This window comes from Methanosarcina sp. (assembly GCF_028693135.1).
Lineage (GTDB): Archaea > Halobacteriota > Methanosarcinia > Methanosarcinales > Methanosarcinaceae > Methanosarcina.
In genome coordinates this window covers 133,692-157,973 of record NZ_JAQUVZ010000003.1, presented here as the reverse complement: position 1 = coordinate 157,973, position 24,282 = coordinate 133,692, and the positions used below count along the sequence as shown (strand labels likewise).

The 24,282-nt window shown below is 41.7% G+C and carries 18 protein-coding genes; 13 read left to right on the top strand and 5 right to left on the bottom strand.

Annotation, left to right across the window (positions count from 1 at the left end; translation table 11 throughout):
- Window positions 1–1,022: 1,022 nt before the first annotated feature.
- A complete protein-coding gene (locus PHF18_RS02680) occupies window positions 1,023–1,853 on the bottom strand; it encodes a YihY/virulence factor BrkB family protein (RefSeq protein WP_300097956.1) in 831 nt (276 codons plus the stop codon).
- A gap of 354 nt (window positions 1,854–2,207) precedes the next feature.
- Here PHF18_RS02680 and PHF18_RS02675 point away from each other — a divergent pair, with 354 nt between their 5' ends.
- The 8 genes from PHF18_RS02675 to PHF18_RS02640 all read left to right on the top strand — a co-directional run bounded on the left by PHF18_RS02675 (window position 2,208) and on the right by PHF18_RS02640 (window position 9,789).
- On the top strand, window positions 2,208–3,116 hold the full coding sequence (locus PHF18_RS02675) for a pirin family protein (RefSeq protein ID WP_300097954.1): 909 nt from the start codon (window positions 2,208–2,210) through the stop codon (window positions 3,114–3,116).
- A gap of 477 nt (window positions 3,117–3,593) precedes the next feature.
- The gene (locus PHF18_RS02670; RefSeq protein ID WP_300097951.1) at window positions 3,594–3,980 is read left to right on the top strand and encodes a hypothetical protein; all 387 of its coding nucleotides are present in this window, start codon (window positions 3,594–3,596) and stop codon (window positions 3,978–3,980) included.
- A gap of 22 nt (window positions 3,981–4,002) precedes the next feature.
- Complete coding sequence (locus tag PHF18_RS02665; RefSeq protein ID WP_300097949.1) at window positions 4,003–4,209, top strand: helix-turn-helix transcriptional regulator; 207 nt, start codon at window positions 4,003–4,005, stop codon at window positions 4,207–4,209.
- 416 nt (window positions 4,210–4,625) lie between these two features.
- Window positions 4,626–5,339, top strand: a complete 714-nt coding sequence (locus tag PHF18_RS02660; protein ID WP_300097946.1) for an ABC transporter ATP-binding protein — start codon at window positions 4,626–4,628, stop codon at window positions 5,337–5,339.
- A 206-nt stretch (window positions 5,340–5,545) separates the two neighbouring features.
- The gene (locus PHF18_RS02655; protein WP_300097944.1) at window positions 5,546–6,865 is read left to right on the top strand and encodes a COG1361 S-layer family protein; all 1,320 of its coding nucleotides are present in this window, start codon (window positions 5,546–5,548) and stop codon (window positions 6,863–6,865) included.
- A complete protein-coding gene (locus PHF18_RS02650; protein WP_300097941.1) occupies window positions 6,807–8,249 on the top strand; it encodes an ABC transporter permease in 1,443 nt (480 codons plus the stop codon). The genes PHF18_RS02655 and PHF18_RS02650 overlap by 59 nt, the downstream gene beginning before the upstream one ends.
- Window positions 8,242–8,394, top strand: a complete 153-nt coding sequence (locus PHF18_RS02645; RefSeq protein ID WP_300097939.1) for a hypothetical protein — start codon at window positions 8,242–8,244, stop codon at window positions 8,392–8,394. The genes PHF18_RS02650 and PHF18_RS02645 overlap by 8 nt, the downstream gene beginning before the upstream one ends.
- Window positions 8,395–9,039: 645 nt before the next feature.
- Entirely contained in the window at window positions 9,040–9,789 is a 750-nt protein-coding gene (locus tag PHF18_RS02640; RefSeq protein ID WP_300097937.1) for an endonuclease III domain-containing protein, read from the top strand.
- Between the two features lie 240 nt (window positions 9,790–10,029).
- Here PHF18_RS02640 and PHF18_RS02635 read toward each other — a convergent pair whose 3' ends face one another.
- Entirely contained in the window at window positions 10,030–10,242 is a 213-nt protein-coding gene (locus tag PHF18_RS02635; RefSeq protein ID WP_300097933.1) for a hypothetical protein, read from the bottom strand.
- A 410-nt stretch (window positions 10,243–10,652) separates the two neighbouring features.
- Here PHF18_RS02635 and PHF18_RS02630 point away from each other — a divergent pair, with 410 nt between their 5' ends.
- A complete protein-coding gene (locus PHF18_RS02630) occupies window positions 10,653–12,596 on the top strand; it encodes a histidine kinase dimerization/phosphoacceptor domain -containing protein (RefSeq protein WP_300097932.1) in 1,944 nt (647 codons plus the stop codon).
- Between the two features lie 531 nt (window positions 12,597–13,127).
- On the opposite strand, the gene PHF18_RS02625 is transcribed toward PHF18_RS02630, so the two are convergent.
- A complete protein-coding gene (locus tag PHF18_RS02625; RefSeq protein ID WP_300097930.1) occupies window positions 13,128–16,181 on the bottom strand; it encodes a carboxypeptidase-like regulatory domain-containing protein in 3,054 nt (1,017 codons plus the stop codon).
- A gap of 477 nt (window positions 16,182–16,658) precedes the next feature.
- Between PHF18_RS02625 and PHF18_RS02620 the strand changes: the two genes are divergently transcribed.
- From PHF18_RS02620 to PHF18_RS02605, 4 genes are all read left to right on the top strand, one after another.
- Window positions 16,659–17,243 carry a M23 family metallopeptidase gene (locus PHF18_RS02620; RefSeq protein ID WP_300097927.1) on the top strand — a complete coding sequence of 195 codons (585 nt, stop codon included), beginning with the start codon at window positions 16,659–16,661 and terminating at the stop codon, window positions 17,241–17,243.
- Between the two features lie 1,090 nt (window positions 17,244–18,333).
- Window positions 18,334–18,801, top strand: a complete 468-nt coding sequence (locus tag PHF18_RS02615) for a DUF3795 domain-containing protein (RefSeq protein ID WP_300097925.1) — start codon at window positions 18,334–18,336, stop codon at window positions 18,799–18,801.
- A gap of 139 nt (window positions 18,802–18,940) precedes the next feature.
- Window positions 18,941–19,981: a hypothetical protein gene (locus PHF18_RS02610; RefSeq protein WP_300097924.1), complete on the top strand. Its 1,041-nt coding sequence runs from the start codon at window positions 18,941–18,943 to the stop codon at window positions 19,979–19,981.
- 495 nt (window positions 19,982–20,476) lie between these two features.
- Window positions 20,477–21,559, top strand: a complete 1,083-nt coding sequence (locus PHF18_RS02605) for a hypothetical protein (protein WP_300097921.1) — start codon at window positions 20,477–20,479, stop codon at window positions 21,557–21,559.
- A 315-nt stretch (window positions 21,560–21,874) separates the two neighbouring features.
- Here the strand turns inward: PHF18_RS02605 and PHF18_RS02600 are convergent, their stop codons facing one another.
- Both PHF18_RS02600 and PHF18_RS02595 read right to left on the bottom strand, forming a co-directional pair.
- Window positions 21,875–22,897 (bottom strand): PAS domain-containing protein, encoded by a 1,023-nt coding sequence (locus PHF18_RS02600; RefSeq protein WP_300097918.1) that lies wholly within the window; start codon window positions 22,895–22,897, stop codon window positions 21,875–21,877.
- A gap of 40 nt (window positions 22,898–22,937) precedes the next feature.
- Complete coding sequence (locus tag PHF18_RS02595) at window positions 22,938–23,312, bottom strand: response regulator (protein ID WP_300097916.1); 375 nt, start codon at window positions 23,310–23,312, stop codon at window positions 22,938–22,940.
- Between the last annotated feature and the right edge of the window lie 970 nt (window positions 23,313–24,282).

The following is a 24,282-nucleotide window of genomic DNA, read 5'->3' as shown; positions in this document are numbered from 1 at the left end:
AATAATTTATTATTAGTTATAACTATCAATTATCTAAAATGTGTAACTTATAACACTTTTGCGAAATTATCATCATACTGGCGATATATTGTATAAACTTTAAAATAGGTCAAGAAGTTGCTTTTTTACTCACCCGACTTTCGCTTCGGGATCACAGGAAATCGGAGATTTTCTGGGAGTTGCACTGCAAGTGCAACAGCACAAGGTCCTTTTCACCCGAGTTTCGCTTCGGGAGCACGAGGTCCTTTTCACCCGAGTTTCGCTTCGGGAGCACGAGGTCCTTTTCGCTGCGCTCAAGAGGACTACTTGATGGGTTTTAGCTGAGATGCGCTCAAGAGGACTACTTTGTCACGCTCGACGCAGGAGAGCGGCTTTCAGATAAAAAAAGAAGAGAGAATAAGAGCCTGGAAGTGAAAACTACTGAGGCCACTGTAAAAAACTAACAATTAGAAATGACAGGAGAAGCCTTAAGAGATCAACAAAAAAACAACAAGGGAAAACAACCTAAAAACCTGCAGTATACCAAACGGAGCGAAATATAATTCTATCTGAAAATACTCTTTTTTCGTCTCTTTTTTATCTCTTTTTCTTCTGTTTTCTGTTTTCTATTTTGCAGAGCCGCCAGACAAGCTGGCGGAGGTATCCTATAAAGTTTAGATTAAAAAACGGTCTCCTGGATTAAGGGAAGTATTATCTCAGCCTGGGGGGTATTTTTCCCATGTTATTTGATCTTTTATAATCGCAATCATTAACGTTTACCCTGTTGATTTTACCTGACAGGCAGGCAGGCTTCAGCCCCGTGCGGTGCAGGGAGAGAAAACTGAAAGTTATGTTCCCTGATTACTGCAAAAGTACAAAAGCAGTCCGGAGAAGTTCAAGACTCCATAACCAGGAGTTCAGGGAATGTCTAACGATCAAGGCGTAGCACATCTGCTACCTTTTCGGGAAAATAGAAAGGAAAATAAATAAAAAAGGAAAAAAAATTAAAGAATCTTGGATTCTTCTTTACAGAAGCTCACACTTTATGATTCAGAATATACTTTCGTGAACTCCACACCAATTGTAATCATAATTGAAGAGTAATAAATCAGAAGAAATAACCCTACAATCGACCCAATTGCCCCGTAAACGCTTGCAAGATTGCTGTATGTGAAATAAAGCCCAAGGGCATACTTGCCTATGGTTACCAGAATTACTGTTACTAGCGATCCTACAAAAGCAGACTTCAGATCAAGCTTTATATCAGGCAGTACCCGGAATATAAGCATGAAAAACAGGATGAGGATCAGGAAACTGGCTGTAGAACCAGCATATTGAGCGATAGAAGGCGAAAAAGGGAAAAAATTCTGGAACAGTTTTGAAGCTGCATAAAGGACTCCTTTGACAATTATGCTGAGCACAAGGAGCCCTCCAAAAACTATGACTATGAAAAAGGACACAATTGCATTCTTTATAACATCTTTAATAGTATTGGACTCAACAGGCTCGAGATCCCAGGCTTTCTCAAGGAAATTCTTAAACTGCCTGAAAACATTGCTTGCACTCCAGAGAAGGAGAACAAAGCCGGCAAATGCACCTATTGAAAGGAAATTAACTTCCGGAGTATGTTCGAAAAGCGCACTTATCATATCAATCACACTCTTATCAACGGAGCCCTGCACATAATCGATTATATAATCCTGAAGCCGTCTTGACCGTAAAAAAAGACTTCCTACAGATACCGAAAATAACAGAAGAGCAGGGAGGCTTAACACAAAATAAAATGCCAGCGCAGCACTGTAAGTCTGTGCGTCGTCTTCCATCCATTCCTTTATCGTTCCGGTGATCAGATTTCCTATATACCCCGAACTCATATTCTCCTCTAATTCATAAGATAGAACTCTTTAATTAAATAGATCTTTTCAAAATTCTGCCAAATCTTTTTTCTGCAAGATAACAGCCTGAAAACCATATCAGCCTGAAAACCATATCAGCCTGAGAACCACATCAGCCTGAAAACCATATTTTTCCAACAAAACCAAATACTTCGACTTCAATATTTACATAGGGTATCAGCATGGGGGAGGTTATAAGAGTTGAGATAATTCTGAGGAGCTTACGCGTTATTAAAAATTATGGGTTTTAGCTGAGTTTCGCTCAAAAGGGCTTAGATATTTTTGTTTTTATACGAAATTTGATATATTGTTTTTGGAGGGGTGATTATTATAATGGCTAATTTAAGAAGAATAAAGAAAGTAAGGAAGAGCATGCCAACCATTGAGGGGGCAGGAGTACACCTGAGGAGGGCTTTTGGATTCCAGCATGTGCCTGAGCTTGACCCTTTTTTGCTGCTTGATGATTTTCATTCGGAGAAACCGGAGGATTACATTATGGGATTTCCCTGGCACCCGCATAGAGGGATTGAGACTATCACTTATGTCCTGCAGGGGGAAGTAAGGCATGAGGACAGCATGGGAAATAAAGGGGTTATCCGACCTGGAGAATTGCAGTGGATGACTGCGGGAAATGGGATTATCCATCAGGAAATGCCACAGGGGGATGAAAATGGGACTCTGTGGGGTTTTCAACTCTGGGCAAACCTTCCGGCTTCGCACAAAATGATGAATCCGCGCTACCGGGAGATCAAAAGCAACCAAGTACCTGAGCTTTTCATGGAAAAAGGGATGAAGGTAAGGATTATTTGTGGGGAATTAAACGGGATTGAAGGACCTGTCCAGGAAATAGTAACCGACCCGGAATACCTTGATGTGACACTGCCTGTAGGGGAGACGTTTTCCCACATAACAATTCCAGGCTATACTGTCTTTGCGTACGTGATAGACGGCAGCGGAAATTTCGACAGGGAAAAAGACCCATGCGCCTTTGAGGTTGAAGGAGAAAGATATCTTGATCCGGCAGAGGACTGTGTGATAGATAAGGAGACCCTGGTCCTCTATGGGGATGGAGATTCGATCGAGGTGACTGCAGGAGAAAGAGGTGTAAGGTTCCTTCTGGTATCGGGAAAACCCATTGGAGAGCCTGTAGCCTGGTATGGGCCGATTGTCATGAACACGCAGGAAGAATTGAAAACAGCTTTTGAAGAATACAGGAAAGGCACATTTATCAAGCATCCTTGAAGTGTCAAACCTTTTTCATTTTATCGGGAAAACGCTGAAATGTTTTTTCCCTATTTTTTCCGGAAGTTGCCTCTTCATTTTATCCTGAAACCTATCAGGGGAAAACCTGTCCCGGGCAGAAATCCAGACGTTTTTGTTATTCTGATGAGTTTTATTTCCCGATGAGTTTTATTTCTCGATGAGTTTTATTTCTCGATGAGTTTTATTTCTCGATGAGTTTTATTTCTCGATGAGTTTTGTTATCCTGACGGTTTTAGTTATATTGAGAGCACATTTTGTTATATATAAGTCTCATAACGTGGTGGAGTTCTAACTTAAACATTCACATCAAGCAAAAACTTGAAATAATAAAAAATGTGAGTAATATCTAACTTAATATTGCAAATATCGAATAATATGTTATAAATAACTAACACACTTTTGGTAATCGGTGACAAAAGCATAGAAAAAATATACATAAAAAGGAGGACAAAAAGTATGGAAAAAATATACAGGTACAAACTGGTCCTTGGAATAATCATTATGCTTTCAGGGATGCTTTCAGCAGCTTTTCTTGAAATTGAGGCATCAGTTTCAATCATTCTGATCAGCATGGGACTAATTATCTTTGTTATGACAGCCTTCAGGCTCTTTAGACGTAGGGATCTTCCTGACAGGGACGAAAGGACAAAGAAACTCGCAGCATACGGAATTACTTATTCCTGGCTCCTGACGCTTGTGCTGATTACGGTACTCTACTGGGTTGAATTCTTCAAGCTTGCCGAACTTACTGCTGAAGCAGTTCTGGGGATCCTTCTTTTCTTTATGGTAATTTCCGCAAATGTTTTCAGGTGGCATTTCATGCAAAAGGGCGATGTTGATTAAGGACTATCCGGAGGATCACAGAGTGAAAACAAGGATCAAAGAACTTCGGGCAAGGCACGATCTAACCCAGGAGGCTCTTGCAAATCTAGTAGGGGTCCGGAGAGAAACCATCGTTTTCCTTGAAAAAGGAAAGTATAATCCCTCTCTGAAACTTGCCTACCGGATAGCCAGATCACTGGACACCACGATTGACGAACTGTTTATTTTTGAGGATTCGGATCTTGAATGAGGGACGAAATTATTTCAAAAACTTGCCTCAGTTTTATCATATTTATATTTTCTGTGCAGGGTCTCAAACAATCAAAGATCAGAGTAGAGGAATGGACTCGAAAAGAGTTTGGAAGCAGTCAGTTTGAGGATCGAGTTCGAAAGACTCATAAAAGGTTAATTAAAAGTAGTTTATTGTGTTTGAATTTACTCTTAGAAGTTCATTTGAAGCCCATGTTGAAGTATAATTACTTAACATGAAATCATACGGAAATATCGCAACCTGATATTGCTCCACTAGAGAATTTATTTTTAAACTTTTTTTAATAAAAGAGAATTCAATTCATGAAAAATCAAAATTAAATTAAATTAAATTAAATTAAATAAACTTTTTAAGTGTTTAATTATATTTACCAGGTAAGTGATTCAGGAGAAAACATGGAAAATACGCTGATCGCCTTTCAGAATGTCTGGAAAACCTATCAGATGGGCGAAGTTCAGGTCAATGCTTTGAAAAATGTGAGCGTGAAACTTGGAAGAGGGGAATTTGCCGCTATAATCGGCCCCTCAGGAAGTGGAAAGTCCACGATGATGAACCTGGTGGGCTGTCTTGACATCCCCTCACAGGGCAATATTTTTCTGAAAGGCCGGGATATATCCAGGCTTCGGGAATCAGACCTGGCAGCCCTTAGAGGCAGGACAATCGGGTTTGTTTTCCAGCAATACAACCTGATTCCCGGAATGACGGCTCTTGAAAACGTGCTCTTGCCTCTGGAAATCCAGGAAATTGATGATAATACTGCGGAAAAAAGGGCAAAGGAATTGCTTGATCTTGTAGGACTTTCCGATAAGATGCAGAACAAACCCACCCAGCTTTCGGGAGGCCAGCAGCAGAGAGTTTCGATTGCAAGGGCCCTTGCATGTGACCCGGAAATAATTCTTGCTGACGAGCCGACAGGAGCTCTTGACAGTATCACCGGAAATGAGGTGATTTCAATTCTTTACAGGCTCTGGAAGGAAAAAGGCAAAACAGTAGTTATGGTCACCCATGACATGCACCTTGCAGGATATGCCAGCCGGCACATTCAGCTCAAGGACGGGGAAATGGTCAGGGATGGGCCTAATGAAGAACAGATCAGTCCTGAAACCTGAGCCGTAGTATAGGTGAACTTCAGGGGAAAAATAGGGTTCAGTGGGGTTCAGTAGAAAACTAAACAAATTTCAGGTTAATTTTCAAAATGGGTTTCTGATAAAAATTTTCTGGAATTAAAAGGTGGCAAAATTCAGGAATTAGTAAAAGAATAAGTAAATTGAGGTATCCAAAAATGGGTTTTAGACAATTTACCATATTTATTTGTGTGATTCTGCTAAGTCTGTCTTTATGCAGCGGACCTGCCCTTGCTGCAAGCATTCTCGATTCAAACGGGAGTCTTGATAAGGGCGTAAATATTGACCTGCTCAACCAGGACCCTGATCCTGTAAATCCCGGGGATGTGCTTGAGGTAAGGATTTCGATCGAGAATACCGGTTATGATGACATCGAGAACTGTTATCTAAAAATCGAGCCTGATTATCCTTTCAGGGCTCTTTCGGGTGAAGGGCTTATAAAAAATATAGGCACTCTGGGAAAACGCTCCGAAGACGACCGCAGAAAGGTCGTCAAGTTTGAAATCGGAATTGAAAACGACGTAAATGAAGGCAAATACCCCCTCAAAGTATACCTCTACTCAACAGGCAGCAAAAATAAAGTCTCCCTTAACAGGGAACTCACGATAGACATTGACAGCGAATCAAACGCCGAAATCGAATATATCAGTGTAGAAAAGCTGATCCCCGGAGAGAAAACCAGCCTTGTTTTCGGCATAAAAAATGTAGGGAATTCCCCCCTCAAAAATTCAATGTTTTCCTGGGAATGCACAAATGACGTGATCCTTCCAGTAGGTTCCAGCAATGTCAAGCATATTAACCTGATTGATGTCGGAGAAACTGCCAATGTCAGCTTTGAGGTCCTGACCAACGTAAACACAAAGCCTGGCCTGTACAAACTGGACATGGTTCTTACATATGACGATATCGAAGAGCTCCAGACAATTACGGAAGCAGGCACTGTAGAAAACCAGAAGCGAAAGACAATCAAAAGCAAAGCAGGAATCTACATCGGAGGTACTACGGATTTCGATATTGCTTTCATGGAAAGGAGCCCGACGGGGGCTTACACGTTTTCGGTTTCCAATATAGGAAACAATGGTGCAAACTCGGTTAAGATTTCTGTTCCTCTGCAGGAAAATTGGACAGTAACGGACGGCGGCAATTCGGCAATCCTCGGGAACCTGCAAAAAGGGGACTATACAATTGCGGATTTCAACCTGGAGCCCGGAACCATTGGCCAGGATCTCCCCATAAAATTTGAAATCAGTTATACTTCCAGTGACGGGATGAGGCAGGTTGAGGAAAATGTATTCTCCCTTTATGCTTCTCCTTCTACCCTTCCGGTAGGCTCTAAACTGCCAGAAGAAAGCAGTAGATCGAGTTTCTCATATAAACTTGTATTACTTATCCTTCTCGGTGCTGTAGGTTTTTTTGTTTATAAAATGCATCAGAAGAATATGAAAATAAAGAATGCTGAAGAAAACCGGACAGGCGAAAACCAGATGGAAGAAAAGAAGACGGACGAGTAAATTCGACACCCGGATCTGTGATTCCATGAAACTGGCAAAGATTTTAAAAATTGCCCTGAACATGGTCAAAGCCAATAAACTGAGGAGCTGGCTGACCATTATAGGGGTTATTATAGGCATTGCTTCGGTAATGGCAATTGTTACGACCGGGGAATATTTCCAGAAGCAGGTTACTGAAACACTGGAAGGGTTTGGAGGCGATACCATTACAATAGTGGCGTCGACTCCTTTTCAAATATCGTCTGAAGAAGATATGGGGTATGAAGAGGATACGGGAGAAGACCAGGAAGGGAGTTATGGAATAACCACAGGAGCCGAAGAAGACTCGGAAAATGGCACGTCCGGCCCTATGGAATTTGAACCCGTAAAAGAAGCAGAACTCACGAGGATGGACGTATTCGTCCTCAGGAGCATTCCGGATATAGAGTGTATAAACGTCAACGTTGAAGAAGGGGCGGAATTGGAATCCGGAGGCGAGATGACTTATGTAGGGGTTAAAGGTGTGGACCCGGGGGCCTGGCCTGAAATCACAAAAAAGAAGGTGGGAGAAGGCAGGATGCTGGCACCCGGAGACAGGGCAGTAGTGGTAATTTCAAACGAACTCGCAAAAGAGACCTTCGATCGGGAAATCCGGCTCAACCAGATGATCCTCCTTAACGGCAGGTCTTATCGGGTAATTGGAATCCTGGCAAAGGACGGAGGGCTTCTCGGGGGGATGGGGGGACTTTTCGGGAGCAGCGTTTACATGCCTTACCAAGAGGCATATTCCCTTCCGTATAGTGATGAGGATATGCCTGAAAGAGAAAGGGACGTCTATGGCAGCATAGAAATAAAGCTCTATAAGGGAGCAGATTATGATTCTGCCCTTCAGGAGATAGAACGCAAATTGAGGCTCTCGAGGAAAGTTACCGAAGATACTCAGGACTTTTATGTGAACTCCATAAAAGAGACAATTGAGAGTACTCAAAAGCTTATTAACGGCCTTACAGCGTTCCTGGCGTTCATTGCAGGCATTTCGCTCCTTGTGGGCTCTACAGGGATCGCTAACACAATGTTTACCTCTGTTCTTGAGAAGACAAAAGAAATCGGGATCATGAAAGCAATAGGAGCAAAGAATAGCGATATCATGCTGATTTTTCTCTGCAACGCCGCAATGATCAGTCTTGTAGGTGGAATAATAGGCATCCTTCTGGGCACAGCCGCAGTACAGGTGATCATGCTCCTGATTTCAATTAAAATGAATGTTCCCTTCGAGTTTGCCCTCAGCCTGAAAGGCACCTTTGTTGCAACCCTTGTCTCCATCGTCGTGGGGCTTATTGCAGGCCTTGTGCCGGCAAAGAATGCATCCGAATTGAAACCTGTGGATGCACTGAGGTATGAGTAAGGAGTACAGGATTCTGGCAAACAGGGGAAGGATGGAGAGGCAGAAGAAAGGTGAAAAGGGAGGCAGAAGAAAGGTGAAAAGGGAGGCAGAAAAGCGCCCCTGCCAGCTTGTCTGGCGGCCCTGTAAAAAAAGAAGAAAGAAGTAGAAGTAAGAAGTAGAAGTAAGAAAGAGTAAGAAAGAAGAACCTGGAGAATTTATTAAAAAGCAGACTTAGATTATTATTATTTTGGCATCTGTTAGACTCTGTTCCAAAATCTAGTGTCTCGATTCCAGATTACATCCATAAACCTAAACTTCAAAATCCATCTCGTGATTAACAAATCCCTCGCCAAATAATGGATTTATTTGGGAATCGAAGCACTAGTGATTTTTCTTTTGGCATCTGTTAACGAATTTTATGCACAACTTCGAATACCACTTATAAAGATTTTCCAACAGAATCCGCTTAGATGTTGCATAAAAAATAGCATTTTTTGACTTTTTGTTCCTTAACCGAATCCAAATGGATTATTATTTGCTTTTTCCCTTCTTCTTATTTGCGGGAAAGGCCGCTCTCCTGCGTTGAGCGGGACAAAAACGACCCTGTATAGCGAATAAGGTTGTACGGGTCAGAAATCAGGATTAAGGAGTTTGAGTCAGATGCTGTTTTTTTAGAAAATAACAACTATGTAAAGGTTGACAATCCAGATACAGAAGGATTGAAATAAAAAATATGGATATGGAATAATTGAAATGAAAAATCTGGATATGGAAGGATTGAAATGGAATTCCCTTATATAGATGTGTTGAAATGAAGAAGAGTGTTCAGAACCTCAATTCCAGAAGAACCTTTAATGAACCTGTTATCCATAAGATCTACGGCTTCCTCCTTGATTCATACGGTCCCCAGGGCTGGTGGCCTCTAACAGAACTTCACGACAGCAGCGGGACAAATCCCACAAAAACAGGGTCTATCCGGGGGTATCATCCAGGAGACTACACTTATCCACATACAGAGAGTCAGCAATTTGAGATTATCTGCGGAGCCCTGCTTACGCAGAATACGAGCTGGCAACAGGTTGAAAGAGCGCTCATTAACCTCAAGCAAATGGACTCCCTTTCTCCGGAAGCAGTCCTCTCCCTTGAGCCGGAAACCTTAAAAGAAGCCATAAAGCCTGCAGGTTATTATAACCAGAAAGCGGCCCGTCTCAAAATCCTTGCAGAGTGGTTTACGGATTTGAAAAGCAGAATGCCTGAGCGGGAAGAACTGCTCTCAATAAAAGGTGTTGGTCCTGAAACTGCCGATTCAATCCTGCTGTACGCCTTTAAGCAGCCCTCATTTGTGGTTGATGCATACACCAGAAGAATTGTAAGTAATCTTGGCCTTGCTGACGAGAAAGCAAAATATTCTGAAATCAAGGCATTTTTTGAGGAGAATTTGCCAAAAGACCTGGCCACCTATCAGGAATATCATGCCCTTCTTGTGGAACATGCAAAGAGGTATTATCAAAAGAAGATTAATTATTCTCAGTGTCCGCTTCTAAGAAGCATACAGGACTGAAAATTCCTATCGATTAAAAGGTTTTTAAAGGGAAGAAGTAGCTACTGGCGAAACTTCGGCTGAAGTTCTCGCTGTATTATGTTTCTTAACCCGATTTAAATACTGGTTTACGTGATCAAATTTTAGTAAGGCAGTCAAATGCCTGATATGTAGTTAAATACTTGATCTAATCCAGAGTTTCGTTACGCTTTGGTATGTGCTTTCCTTTCTTCTCTTTATTTCCGAGAGGCATTTATGTTCTTATAAGAGCTTTATTCCATCCCAATCGGAAAGTTCTGCGTCAAGAACCCCTTCATGAACCATCTTCTCGATCTCGTTTTCTACCTGTCCGTAAGTGAACTGATAGTCGTATGAGATCGCTGAGATTACATCCGGGCTATGGCAAAACCTGTCTGGAAATGCATTATTGAATATTGCCACGTTCTTGATAATTAAGTTCCTGAGTTTTTCCATTTTTATATCACCTGTTTTTATTTTCGTTAAGATTTTTTTATATTTTTGTCGAGTTTCTGGTTTCTCATCGACATAGTATAGTTGTCTGGCAACTATAAATAGATTGTCCCAGTAATATATATACATCATAGGCATCTATATATTTTTAGTTTGTCGATGTGAGTATATTTCGCGTAATATATATTACTCGCATTGAATATTTACGTAGTTTACTTATATAACTTTTGTGCTCAGTGGAGGAAACAGCATGAATTGGATACCCTGAGGAAACAATTAATTAGAGTAAAAGTATACTATAACGGAATAATATAACGCACTAGGAATAAGAAAACAAACGATAGCTGCAAGAACTTTTGCCATCTGTTAAAGGTTATAAGAGGAAGAGGTCCCGAAAGGAACAGGAGAAAAAAATGGAGCAATTTCCGTCAAAAAATCCGAATCCTGTTTTCCGTCTGGATAAAGATGGGACGGTTCTTTACTCAAACAGAGCAGGTGAACCCCTGCTACAAAAATGGAATGTGGGAGTTGGAGAAAAGCTGCCTTCCTGTATCGTAGATTTTGTGCAGAGAGTAATTTCTCTGAATAGCCCGGAGAAAATGGAAGTAAAAGTGGGAAAAAGAGTATACCTGATCACTTTTCACCCTTTGCCAGAAGAATATGTAAACGTTTATGGATTTGATATAAGCGGCCAGAAAGAACTGGAAGAAAAGCTCCTTATCAAGGGAGAACAGTATGATGTTCTGTACAGACTTGGGAAGCTAGCTCTTGCGTCTGAAAGCCTTCAAACCTTCATGGAAGAAAGTGTAAAGCTGGTTGCCAGTGCCCTAAAACTCGAATACTGTAAAATCCTGGAACTTTTACCCGATGGAAATTTCTTTCTCAGAGCCGGAGTAGGGTGGAAACCCGGAAGTGTGGGAAAAGCGATCATCGAGGGAAAAATGGAATCTCTTGCAGGATACACCCTTTTTTCAAAAATCCCTGTTATCGTAGAAAACCTCAGGGAGGAAAATCGTTTCAGTGCCCCTCAAATTCTGAAAGAACATGGTGTTGTCAGCGGGATGAGTGTTGTCATAGGAAATGGGGAAAAACCCTTTGGAGTGCTGGGAGCCCACAGTACTAAAAAAAGGAGGTTTACGGGAGAAGACACCTATTTCCTTAATTCGGTGGCATTTATAATTGCAGAAGTAATCAAACGCAGGAGTGCAGAAGAGGAACTAAGGCAGCACAGGGAAAAGCTCGAAGAATTAATTAAAGAAAGGACCTTCGAACTTACAAAGGCAAATGAGCAGCTTTCCCGGGAAATTGCAGGGCGCAAGCAGATGGAAAAAACCCTTCAAAATAACGTTAATTTTCTGGAGACAGTTCTTAATGCGATACCAGCTCCCATTTTTTACAGGAACCTGGACTACATTTATCAGGGCTGCAATGAGATGTTTGCAATGCATATCCTGGGACTCCCTAAAGAAAAGGTAGTAGGACATTCCATGTATGAGTTTAAGAAAGAATTCTCGGAAGAAATGACCCGGATCTCCGAATATAATGACAGGATGCTGCTAAAAGAAGGAGTAAGTCTGCCTCATGAAGTACAGATAAGATGCGCAGAAGACGGTGAAGTAGGGAATTTTCTTGTCCATAAAGCCACATACAGTGATGTTGCCGGGAATGTAATCGGGATTGTAGGGGTATTACTTGACATTACCAAACGCAAAAAAGCAGAGGAAGCCCTTTTAAAAACCGAGAATCTCCGCAAAAAAGAGATCCACCACAGGATCAAAAACAACCTCCAGGTGATATCATCTCTACTCAGCCTCCAGGCTGAAAACTTTATCGATGAAAAAGTAAAAGAAGCTTTTCAGGACAGCCAGAACCGGGTCATATCAATGTCCCTTATCCATGAGGAACTTTACAAAACGGGGGACTCCGAAGCTCTTGATTTTGCAGCCTACCTGAAAAAACTGGCAACCGAACTTTTTAAATCCTATAAAATCGGGACTGAGGACATCCGCTTGAAGCTGGACCTCGAGAAAGTATCTCTCAAAATGGACACGGCAATCCCTCTCGGGATTATTGTCAGTGAACTTGTTTCCAACTCCTTAAAACACGCTTTTCCCATGGGAAGAAACGGGGAAATCCGGGTCAAACTCTACCGAACAGAAAATGAGGATACTTCTCAGTTTACGCTGATCGTTTCGGATGATGGAATTGGCCTGTCGGAAAATACTGATTTCAGGAATACTTCCTCCCTTGGACTTCAACTTGTAATCGCCCTGGTAGAACAGATAAATGGGAGTATTGAACTCGAAAAAGAGGCAGGGACCGGATTCAGGATCAGATTCAAAGAAAGATTGGGGTGAATAAACAAAAAGTAATCAGAAAAATAGTTTGAGGGTCCCAAAAACCATGACGGTTTGTTTTTAAAATATAACTGCCTTTTTATCACTTACCTTTTTATCATTATTTAGCAGCTACGACAAAATTCATGGAAACTTTAAAATCTCAGGCATTATACTGAAAAATGCTTTTACGAGCCATACTGCGAAAATCAGGAATAAAATGTAGACAATAGCTTCTGCCACCTGGCTCATAAATTTAAAATGTATTTAATAGTACATAAGATTTTTTATTTAGGAGTTCGTTTTATTTTTGAGAGGTTTCCCTGTATCAACAAGATCTTCTAAATCGAAGGAATTAAAAAAAGAAGAAAAAGACCAAAAATAAAAAAGAGATATTACAGCCTGTGAGAACCCCAATATCTTCAGGCGATTTCACGGACCGGAATATCTGCAAAGAACTTGCAATTTTACTTTTCTTACAATCTTACTTTTCTTACAATCTTACTTTTCTTACAATCTTACGTTTCTTAAAATCTTACTTTTATTACAATCTTACTTTCGTTCCTTTTTCTCCTCTTTCTTTTCCTTCACCTCTTCAATCTTCCTGGTAATCTCATCCTGTGCCTTTTTCAGGTGGGGTTTTGCTTTATCCAGACCTTCCCCGGTCTTGTGGATAAGAGTATCTGCGCCTTTTACGGTTAATTCTGCGGCTATTTTACCGGCTTCCTTTAAGGCATTTTTAGTAGAAGCGATTGTGTTTCCGTTTTTGCCAGAGTCTGTTTTCCCGGAGCCGTCTTCAGAGGATTTTCCTTTACCTTTTTTCTTCAGGGCAAAGAAAGCTCCGCCGCCCAGGATCGGGAGGATAAGCAGCCACATGAAGGAGGATTTGTCACTGCTATTTTTGTGATTCAGAGCCAGGGCTTCGGTGCTTATTTCGACTTCCTTTCCAAGGTCACCTTCATATGCGTAGGTGGGTTCTGTGTCTCTGTAAGTAACGTAGGGAATATCCCCGGTTACTCCTGTCTTTTTCAGGTCAAACTCGTGGGCTGCAAAGTATTCCCCGGGCTCTTCCAACTTTGCATTGAGTTCCTCGTTTGTGATTGTGTAGGGAGTTTCAGTGCTGTACTCAACCGAATATGGTATGATTGTAAGTTCGGCCAAAACATCTTCGGGCAGGGGCTGGATGTAGAGGAAACCTTCCCTCAGGTCAACCACGTATTCGTAGTCCGTTCCTGCACCGGGTTCGGGGTAGTGAACTTTGACGAGGTACTGGCGGACTTTGTCATCCTCAACTTTGAGATAGGCCCCGTCGATCCTGCCTGCGGAAGTCCGGTTGGACCGCTCGTAGTTTGCAGCTTTTCCGATTTTCATGCCGGATCTATACTGGATCTCACCCGTGCTGTTCAGGCAGCCGAGGTCAAAATAGAACTCTCCAGGGTCGTAGCGCCGGTTGTTGTTTGCGTCCCTGAAACCTTCGAAACGATCATGCTGTTTGTTGCCTTCGGTTGTGTGGACAAAGAAGCCGTGCTCAATGAAGAGTTTGTCAATGTCAGAAGCTTTTCTGGAGTTTGCCTGCCTGAAAGCCAGGTAGTACTCGTAGAAATCAGCGCGGTTGACCTTCAGGACCGCCCAGATATCGTCTATGGACATTGTCAGGGAGTCGCCTTTGTCGTTGTTGCTATCGTACATATCCCAGAGCAGGGATGCAACTGCAAATTCCTCCATATAGCCCCTGGCATCCCAGGGCCAGTAGTTGTTATCAAGGCTCCCGAAGGAGGCGTAAATTTCAGGTTTAGTCCCTGTGCCGTCGGCAGGATTTGTGTCCCCATACCTGTCGGACATCGCAAGAGCCATGAACTCGGCAAACCCTTCCGTATAGGAGTCAGCCGTATTCGGGTTCAGGAAACCATCGTGGTTAATCGAACCCGAGCTGTTGCTTCCCTCGGGCCAGGCTCCGTAAGTGGCGTACATTATGTGGTGGGCAAATTCATGGTACTCCCGGTTTTTCGGGCGGTTAGAACTGGAATATCCGGCATCGTTTTCCGAAATGAGGATATACGAATTGGAGGGGGAATAGAAAGTATCGTCATTGGCATTGCCCACATACACTTCGACAGGCAGCTTGTAATCCGGATCGGTCTCAAGGACCGTCAGCGCAAAGTCCACAGCCTCGTGCATATGGGAATAGATGACAGAAAGGCTCTTCAGGTCAGCCAGCCGTCCCGTGCTGCTCGCCATCTGAGGGTTGGGAGAACCATCGAGGCGCAGGTGGACTTCCACGTTCTGTTTATCAAGTATTTTGAGTTCGTTATACAGATAGACATCCCTGTACGAATTATCTTCAAGGGAATACAGTTTAAAATAGTTCTTCCCATTCCTTTCGTATGAGAAAATGACCCAGAAATCTACCTTCACGTCGTTTTCGTCCTCGTCGAGTTCCAGGGCAAGAGGCAGCCTGAAGTCCCCGTTCTCATCGGTCCTGCCCCTGAATTCCTGTCCCCTGACATTTGCCTGAAGTTCGGCAAAGGGCATGGGGTTTCCATCGGCATCAGCAACTGTTCCCGATATATAGATGATCTGCTCGTCCGAATCCGGGAGCTGGGATTCATAGACCGAGGGATAAGAGCCTCCACCCATGGAAAGAGGAGTGTATTTCTGGCTCAGCACGATTTTGTGAAATTCCCCCACAGCATCTTTTACCTTATCATCGACCTCAGCTTCTTCTGCTCGCACAGTCTTGAAGATCGTTCCGGAATAATACTGGAAATTGTTTACAAGGATTTCGTATGTGTATAAGACCTTGAGATCGTAAACGTTGAATCTCTCCCCTGTCGCAGAGTCAAAGTCTTCCCAGGCAAGGTCCTTTATTATTGAGACCATGTAATAACCTTCGGAACTACCCTCGGCTCCGAAGGTCCCGTAGTCGTACTTATACACTTTTGTGTCTTCCGGAGGATTGTAGAGGTAATCCTTCGGGATGTATCTGGCTATAAGGGCGCTCTGTTCGGGGACATAACAGATGCTTCTTCCCATGTCTCCCCTGTAGTTCCTGAGCTCGGCATAATAGTCGTTGCTCATGTCGTAGTATCTGAAGACAGGAGTGGAACTAACCTTGTCCCAGTGTTCGAACTCATACCTCCCATCAGGGGTTTCGGGGAGTTCAGCTGAAAAACTTACCGGAGATGCCTTTATCTTTTTGGAGACTTTCCCCAGGTTTGCATCATAGGTGTTCAGTTCCGGATATTTCTCCTTCATCTCAGCCGTATCCCCCAGGAACTGGAAACTGAGGGTACATTCCTCATCCTCGGGGCGCATGCCTGAAAACATAACAGCGTCAAAGACGATTTTCTCTTCTCCGGAATATGCCCTCTCGAAAGGCTCGTACTCATCCCCCGGTCTCTTGAGAGTGATATCCCCTTTCCCTTCGGTCCGGACCACAACCGTATGTGCAAGTTCCCTCAGCTGTGGGTCATCGATTACAAGCACAACCTTAAATGCCTCTCCTGAAACGACATTATCAGGCATCTCAATCCTTACTTTGTCATTTGCCGAAACAGGAGAAGAAAGTAAAATAAGCAACAAAATAGCAGCAATAAACTTTTTCAATTTAATTCACCTTTATACCCATAATATTTATACAATATTTTTTACAGTATATACTAATATAAGATTAAATATGATATAAACTTTACAATAATTTTAATGAAAGATATTGAAATTTTAGGATTTGGCTTATTCGGGTTTGAGGGGATTTATAGCCCCAATTGTCGAAGATTTAGCTAAGAAATTGAAAAATACAGAAAGGAAAATGGGCATATTGAAGGCTCTGAGTCTGGCTCTTCATATTAAATATTAATTCTATGTAATATGCCGTGAAATTAAAAGAAAAAATTAGATAGTTATTCAAGAATTAATGTAAAAAATAGTTTAATGTAAATGCCCCTGATAGGTACATCGCTATAATAGATCTGTTTTACAATAGAGTGTGCTGGAAAACAATGGGGTGTACTGGAAAACACTGGAGTGTACTGGAAACCCGCCTGCAAAGAAAAGCTTTTCAACTTCGCAGTATACAGAAAATCAATGAAAAGGTGGCCTTTGAATCTAAAAACCCCTGGAAAAACGGCTCCTGATAAAGTAACTGCAGGGAAAATATACCTGGTAAAAATCCCGCAAAAGCGAGAAGCAGGCTCTTTCTGGGAAGACCGGGGAGACCGATTCCACTGTGGAATCGACCTTTATGCCCCCGAAAATACTGAGGTCCATTCGATTGAAGAAGGAATAGTTACGGAAACCGGCCTTATGACTTCCCCCGAAATCCTGCCTTACTGGAACCCCACATATTACGTGATAATCAAAAACAACTCAGGGATCTTTTGCAAGTATGGGGAACTTGCAGAGTGTACCTTACAAAAAGGAGAGCAGATAGGCTCCGGACAGCTGGTAGGATATGTAGGAATGGTCCTCAACTGTGCAAAAATAGATGAATCCTCTCCACCCTATATCCGGAAATTAAAGAATAAAAACCCCAGCATGCTGCATTTTGAACTCTGGGAGAATAAACCTATCACCTCTCATAAAAATTATCTCGGAGGGAACTGGTTTTCTGAAGAAAAGCCAGAGAACCTTATAGACCCTACGGAATATCTGGCATCAATAATGGACTAAATGAAATGTCGTTAATGGAGTTCACAGTTTTTGCGGTTGATTCTGTCATTTATTTCATTTCCTTTTTATAGTCCGGGCATGCAAATTTTAAGAAGAAGAGAATTCCTCAAGAGAAGAAGAATTGACATCAACATATATAGACTAAGGTGGATTTATTTAGAAAGACGTTTCAATAATTTTGCCAATAGACACTATGTGTTTTTGATACTTCTCACTCTGAAAAGCCTACCAATACTACAGCTTAAAAAAATAAATAAATATAGGCACATATTAAAAATATATACTTACTTATATGGATATTTTGTGGCAAATTACCTAATGAATATATAATTAAAACGAATTTGAAAAAAATACCTATTATTTGAACATTGTGGTGGTTCCTGCTTACTCGGTTGGTATTATTCAGAATATCCTGAGATGAAATATTTTTTTCTCTTCTGCGCCTTACAGGGCTGAAACCGTCTCATCTGCCCGCAAAAACAAATAACAGGCGAATTCCTGCTGATATTAAGAAAAAACGAGATTATAGTGAAATACCTCCTGGTCCGAAGAATATGTCCCTTGACCCCGGAAATTGCTTTTTAATTCACAGATAAATATCGGACGCATCCGCCAGCTTGTCTGGCGGCCCTGCAAAAGAGTAGAAAAAAGAAGAAAGATAATAAGAGAAGAAAGAAACAAGAGGTTGAAATCTACAGTAAAAATCAATAAAAACGGACTTGGAAAAGAGCGTTTTCAGATTTATTTTTATCCGGTTCTGACCGTATCCCCCTCTTTTCACTCCACTTTTACTTTATGGCTTTTCCTTTGGTCTTTTGTCTCATTTTTTGTCTGAAAGCCGCTCTCCTGCGTCGAGCGTGACAAAAAAGACATGATAAAGCGAATGACTTTGTACGGGTCATAAATCTTTTTAAGTAGTCCTCTTGAGCGCAGCGAAAAGGACCTCGTGCTGTTGCACTTGCAGTGCAACTCCCAGAAAATCCCCGATTTCCTGAGATCCCGAGGCGCAATTCGGGCAGCGAAAAACAAATCCCCCTGTGGGATAACCTTACCTATCCCTTTTATATAAAAGAAAATCAGATTTTTCCGTATGCAGGAAGAAGAGGAAAAAGAACTCACAGCTTATTGCGGGCTTTACTGTGCTGACTGTATCCACTTTCAGAATAAACACAGTAAACTTGCGGGGCAGCTGAAAGAGGCGCTTGAGGATATAGACTTTCAAAGTTATGCCAGCGTAAAAAGTCCTTTTGGTTCGGAATTTCAGCAGTACGATGCGTTTCTTACCGTGCTTGAAGCCCTTATAAGCCACTCCTGCTCTGAAGGCTGCCGAACAGGAGGAGGGTGCAGTGTAGAGCCCTGCCAAATAATTCAGTGCTGCAGGGAAAAAGGCTACGAGGGATGCTGGGAATGCGGTGAATTTGAAAGCTGTAAAAAATTTGAATGCTTAAAACCCCGCTGTGAAGCTTCGGTAATGCATAACCTCAAAGAAATCAGGGAAAATGGTTTTGAAGGCTGGAGCAAGCGCCGCAGGTCTATTTATAACTGGCAACAGGCATGACTGAAGAAAAAGACTAGAGAAAGAACCTGAACTTAAAATAAGCCCTGAAAAAAGTAATCATACTTAATGACATTTTGGCTGTGCCTGGAATATGAATTAAAAATTAATTTGAGGTCTGAAAAATATTTTTTGGATTCCTATGGCAGCCCAAGGCGATAAAACAGCACCAATTAATCTAAAAATTGAAGCATTCAACAACCTTCAAGTAATCAAAGACTATTACCTCATTCTGGGCGGTGGGAAAATTGGCACTGATTTCCTTCGACACGCCCGCAAAAATAGGTTTTCCTTCGTGCTTATTATCGACAGGGACGAAAATGCCCCTGCATCAAGAGAAGCTCAGGTCCTTAAAACCAGGAGCAAACTCGTAAATCTCCTGAGGAAAAAAGCAAAAACTCCCCTTCAGGAAGAAATAAACGAAAACCATCCCGAGCCAGAAAAAGAAAGTAAAAGAGAAAATAAGGAATCAGAAACCTATTTTTATGTAATGGATATGCACAGCATCCCTTATCTCTTCAGCTTCGGCATCCCTGAAAATATCCTACCTGCCGTGCCCTGCCATGCGGTTGCGTATATGCTTGCCGACATCCTGAAGTTCCCGGTGCAGGAGGCGAGAACAGAGGAAAGCCACAAAGCAAACCTTCCTGAAGTAGATAGCCCTGAAAAAAATTGTTCAGGGGAAAACAGGCATGGGGAAAATAGTTCTGTCAGACCTGTAAATGAACTCTTCATTAGACCAGAAGATCCAGGGCTCATGTCTTTTTTCAAAACAATTGAATCGGCATTTCCCAAAGATGTAATCACAGGCAGTTACCCAGATCATGGGATGCTATTTTTCTCATACGCAAGGAAGGGAGAAATCTGTCCAGATGGCTGCCCCGGACCGCGAGATCGATGCCCGACCTTCGGAAGAAATAAACCAAAAACCATTACCGAATATACGAGGGAACTCAATAATACAGTACCTGGCTGGGTCTTTGAGAGCCACCAGATGAAACCGGGAATAGGTGGACTTAAAGGAGAGGAGTTCAAACGGAATATGCTGGAAGTCATGAAATTCGTAAACATACTTCAGGAAGATATGAACTCGAAACGGTCTGAAAAACTCGAGACCAGGGCTTTTTTCATAGCTACTACCTGCACATGCCATGGAGTTTTGAATCTCTTCTACGTTACATGAGCTTGTTTACCCAAAGCATTCAGCCTCTATCCACACGGAAGGAGACGAGAGATACCGTAAGAAAAATCCTTGTGGTAGGCCCGGAATAAAGCCTATTTGTACTTTAATAATGACCACAACATGCTGAAAAATGCAAGAATGATGCTGAACTTTCTAAATGAATTGTCAACCTGAGGGAGTCCTATGCAGGATTCAAAGATCCCATCCGACAGGGGACAGAAACTCAGGTTCAAGCCGCCTTATGCTCCTGTAAAGCCCTGGCAGTGGTGTGAAAGTTATGTAAACTAAAACCAGGCATCATAAAAAGATTATTATATAAAGAATATATATACACAGTTAACAAGTGGAATTTAGAAGGTCAAAAATAAGGCTTATCTAAATCATAACGTCAAATTTTTATTAAAAATTAATCGCTGGAAAATAGGCCCCGATTAAGTAACTTCTTTTATATATAAAAATAGAAGTGAGAAATCCAGGTAAAAGAAGTGGAAAAACATGTTCTGGAGTAAGGACGACATTGTAGAAAGGCTTGCCAAAATCCCGCGCACGCTGGAAGACATCTCAGTAGAGATCTTCGAAGGCGTACCTTCAACAAATGATTTCTTGCACAGGATTAGCTTATCACGGGAAAACAACCCCGATGCACCATACGTATGCAGACACCTGTACAAAAATGTGAACATAGAGCAGGAATTGATTTATCCTTACATGGATAGTGCTCTTCCTAACGAATTTGCCATCCGTACGACACAATACAGGTTCATGCTGCCCTATGAGATCCTTGGCTGCGATATCAGGAAAGAATGCCGAATCTTCCAGCCAGGAGAACTAAAAACAAAGTTTCCGATGGCGTATAAAAGGCTTCTGGGAATCAAATCCAAATTAGGAGCCGATGGAGAAAAGCTTGATTCTACTGACTGTTACCGCCTGGAAGATGAAAGGTTCTTGCAGTACATCAACACGCCCAAAATCATCATTACCGACCATTACCGCCTGCAGGCCTCGTACGATGCAGCCGGAAACCATGTGTTTGCGGGTGGGATAGGACTAATCCTCGGCGACCCCTCCATGTACCATTACGTTACAGCCGTCCTTAACTCCTCCATATCAAGAGCCTTCCCGGAAATCTGGAACCGCGAAAAAAAGTGCACCAGCAACACCATTTGCCCTAAAATTCTGAAGAGGTTCCCGATAAAATTCCCAAAGGACGAGGCCACTGAAACCCTGATAAGCACAATATCTCGCTATCTTATTTATCTCAACAGCCAGAAACATAAGGCAAATGTCTGCTCTTTGCCTTACTACCAGAAACTCATAGACTTCTACAAACGGATTATGGATCTCCTGATTCTGGACACCTACTTAACAAACGACCTGGATCCCAGGTTTCTGGAAATTCTTGCAGAAAACATCATATCTCCCGAAGAAGGATTCGAATACATCACCGATATGAGCCTTCTTATTTCAATGCAGGCCGTAAAGAAAAACATCCTCGATTCCCCGGACTTCCGAAAATGCAAGTTCAACAATGAATTCACCAATATTCTGGCTACCCTGAAAAACAACGTCGTCTGGTAAAAAAGAATAAGGATTTTAGTTTTGAAGGATTTTGGTTTTCTTATTCCTTTTCTTTTTCCGTCAATCTTTTTTCCAATCGGGTTTTCTTCGGTAAATCTTTTTTCGAAAGATCCCCTTCCCAGACCATTGTACCAATTTATTACACAAAGTTAATCATTCTTCAGTTTGCAGAAACTGTGATGAGTGGTCTCCCTGAGGCGCTGAAAAGATACAAGTCCTAAAAGATACAAGTCCTGAACCTCTCTTCACCCAATTCAAGGCTTTTGATTAACTGCAGAAGTGTTTGTAGATTTAAGAACGTTTATTCCATAGATCTCACAGGCTTCGGCTATTTTCACTTTTATCCAGATGTTCAGGCTCAGCCTTTTTACGTTCAGAGAGGTCAATGAAACTCTCAACAAAATAACCGTTTCCTCCTATTGAGACGGGCACAACATTTATGAGGATTGGTATAGACGCTCCTCTGGCTTTGAAAAGTAAACCCTCAGAGAGGTCTCCAGCCTGGCCCAGGAAAAGAGAAGTACACCCTTCTCCCCCGGAGATTAACTGGTTGCAGACCATTCCTATAAGTTCCTTTTCGGAATAACCCGTAGTTTTCAGTGCAGCCGGGTTTGCATCCACAATTTTTCGAGAGGAAGCTTCGATAAGCAGAATACCGCAAAGTGTATTGTCAAGGATGGTTTTGAGTTTTTCTTGTTTCTCGTGCTCCCATCTTTCTGTATTTTTCATTCCAGTAATATCCTGGGCTACAATCTGAATAATATTATTTTTTCTGTCGATAAGGGACAGGCTAAATTTGATATCAATAAATTCTCCTTCAGGTTTCTGGCACCTCATTTCAAAGTGAGCAGAGGCCTGCTTGAAGGTTTCTTTAAGTGCCTGTTGAAGCTCAGGAAGGTACTCAGAAGGAATGACGGACATTAGAGACATATTAAGTGGGCTCCCCTGCCCGAAACCGAAAATATCGCAACCTTTTTTATTGATGTCCATGACCTTTTTTCCATCCGAAATAATAACAACGTCATTGGACTGCTCAAATAGAGCCCTGTACATCAGATCTTTTTCCCTGAGCCCATCTTCTGCTTCCCTATAAAGTGTAAGAGTACTTTCAAGTTCCATCCATCTTCGGAGGGAAAATATCCCCATTCCAAAAGAAGCATATATCGAAAGGATGAGCAGGAGTACCATCCCCTCATGATTGAAATTTTCAACAAACAATATGACAGATTCAAAAAGATTATAGTTAGAAACTGCAATTGTAAATATAAAACCCAGAACCAAAATAAGCATGAGTTCGTTAGATCTTTTTGTGAACGGTGACTTTAAAATATTTTCCATCCCACATACCCCTTAAAAAACCAGAACCTTTGTGAACCCCTCAAAATACCAGGCATCCATCTGTGAACGTATCAAATATTGATTTGAATCTGTCGATGTCAATGGGTTTTATGTCAATGGGCTTTGATAGATCCCCGCTGCACCCTGCCTTTAGGAGCCTGCTCTCATCTCCCTGTACAGCACGAGCTGTAAGGGCAATTACAGGCATCCTTCGGATTTCAGGGATCTTTTTGACCTCTTTAAGGGCTTCAAGCCCGTCGCCTGGCAGCTGTATGTCAGGAAGTGTGAGATCTAACCTGTTTTTCCTGGCAATTTTGAGAGCTTCAAACATATCCCCGACTTCTCTACTCTCATAACCAAAAGTAGTACGTTCCATAATTACAGGACTATTCTCAACTAAAAGTATACTTTTCATTTCCATGACCCCTCAATTTGCATCTATTATCTGACAAAATACAGATGCCTCTGGCAAATTAACTATATTTTCCAAGCCATGAACTGAAGATCTCAATAGATGATGCATTCAGTCCATATAACGAATAATAAGTCCATATAAAGGATTATATATCCCTTAAGATGCCAGAGCTAAAAGCAAAGAGTATTTTTGGCAGACTCAATTAGACAATTACATCAAGTACCCTATCGTTTTCCCCAATTTGAAAACCTTACCAGACAGTAGGTTAAATATCTTAATCGTTTTCCCCAAATATGATGGAATTTGTGAAGTTTAAAAGTTAAAAAGTAATTGTACTCAATACATATAAGAACTTTGTTTGTTGTCAAGAAAAAGCCGGATCAGCAGGTAAATAGAATTGATTTTCTTAAAAAAATAAACGATGTTTTTCAGAAAACAGGAGAGTCGTAGGAGAGTCGTGGGAGAGTCATAAGAGAGTCATAAGAGAGTAACAGGAAAATAACCGGTACTGGCTAAGGAAGGCTGAAGAAAGAATGGAGATGGATTGAAGAAGGGCTGAAGAATAAACAAAGGTTGACCGGAGATTGACCGGAGATTGACCGGAGAATAACTTAAGAACAACTGGAAAATAAACAAAGATTACCAGGAAAAAATCTCCAGCTAAATCTAAAGAATCAAGGTTGTGCTGGTGTACTCCACCACAAGCAACGGGGTATGTTCGCGCCCCCGCTCCAAATTCCGTTAAAGAAAACAATAACCCTAAACACTTTAGTTTGAGTAGAAGTTAACAACTAAAAAATGGAATTGATAAATCACATATTATCATCAATAGTTCTCGGGGAAGTTTTCCATCCCTACAGCAAGCTAGCGGGGTATTCGACTGAAAATAAAGTAGGTAAATATAAATATAAAGTTAGTTCAAACACTCTGTAGTCGATGATCAAATTGAAGGAGGAAAGGTTGAAAATAT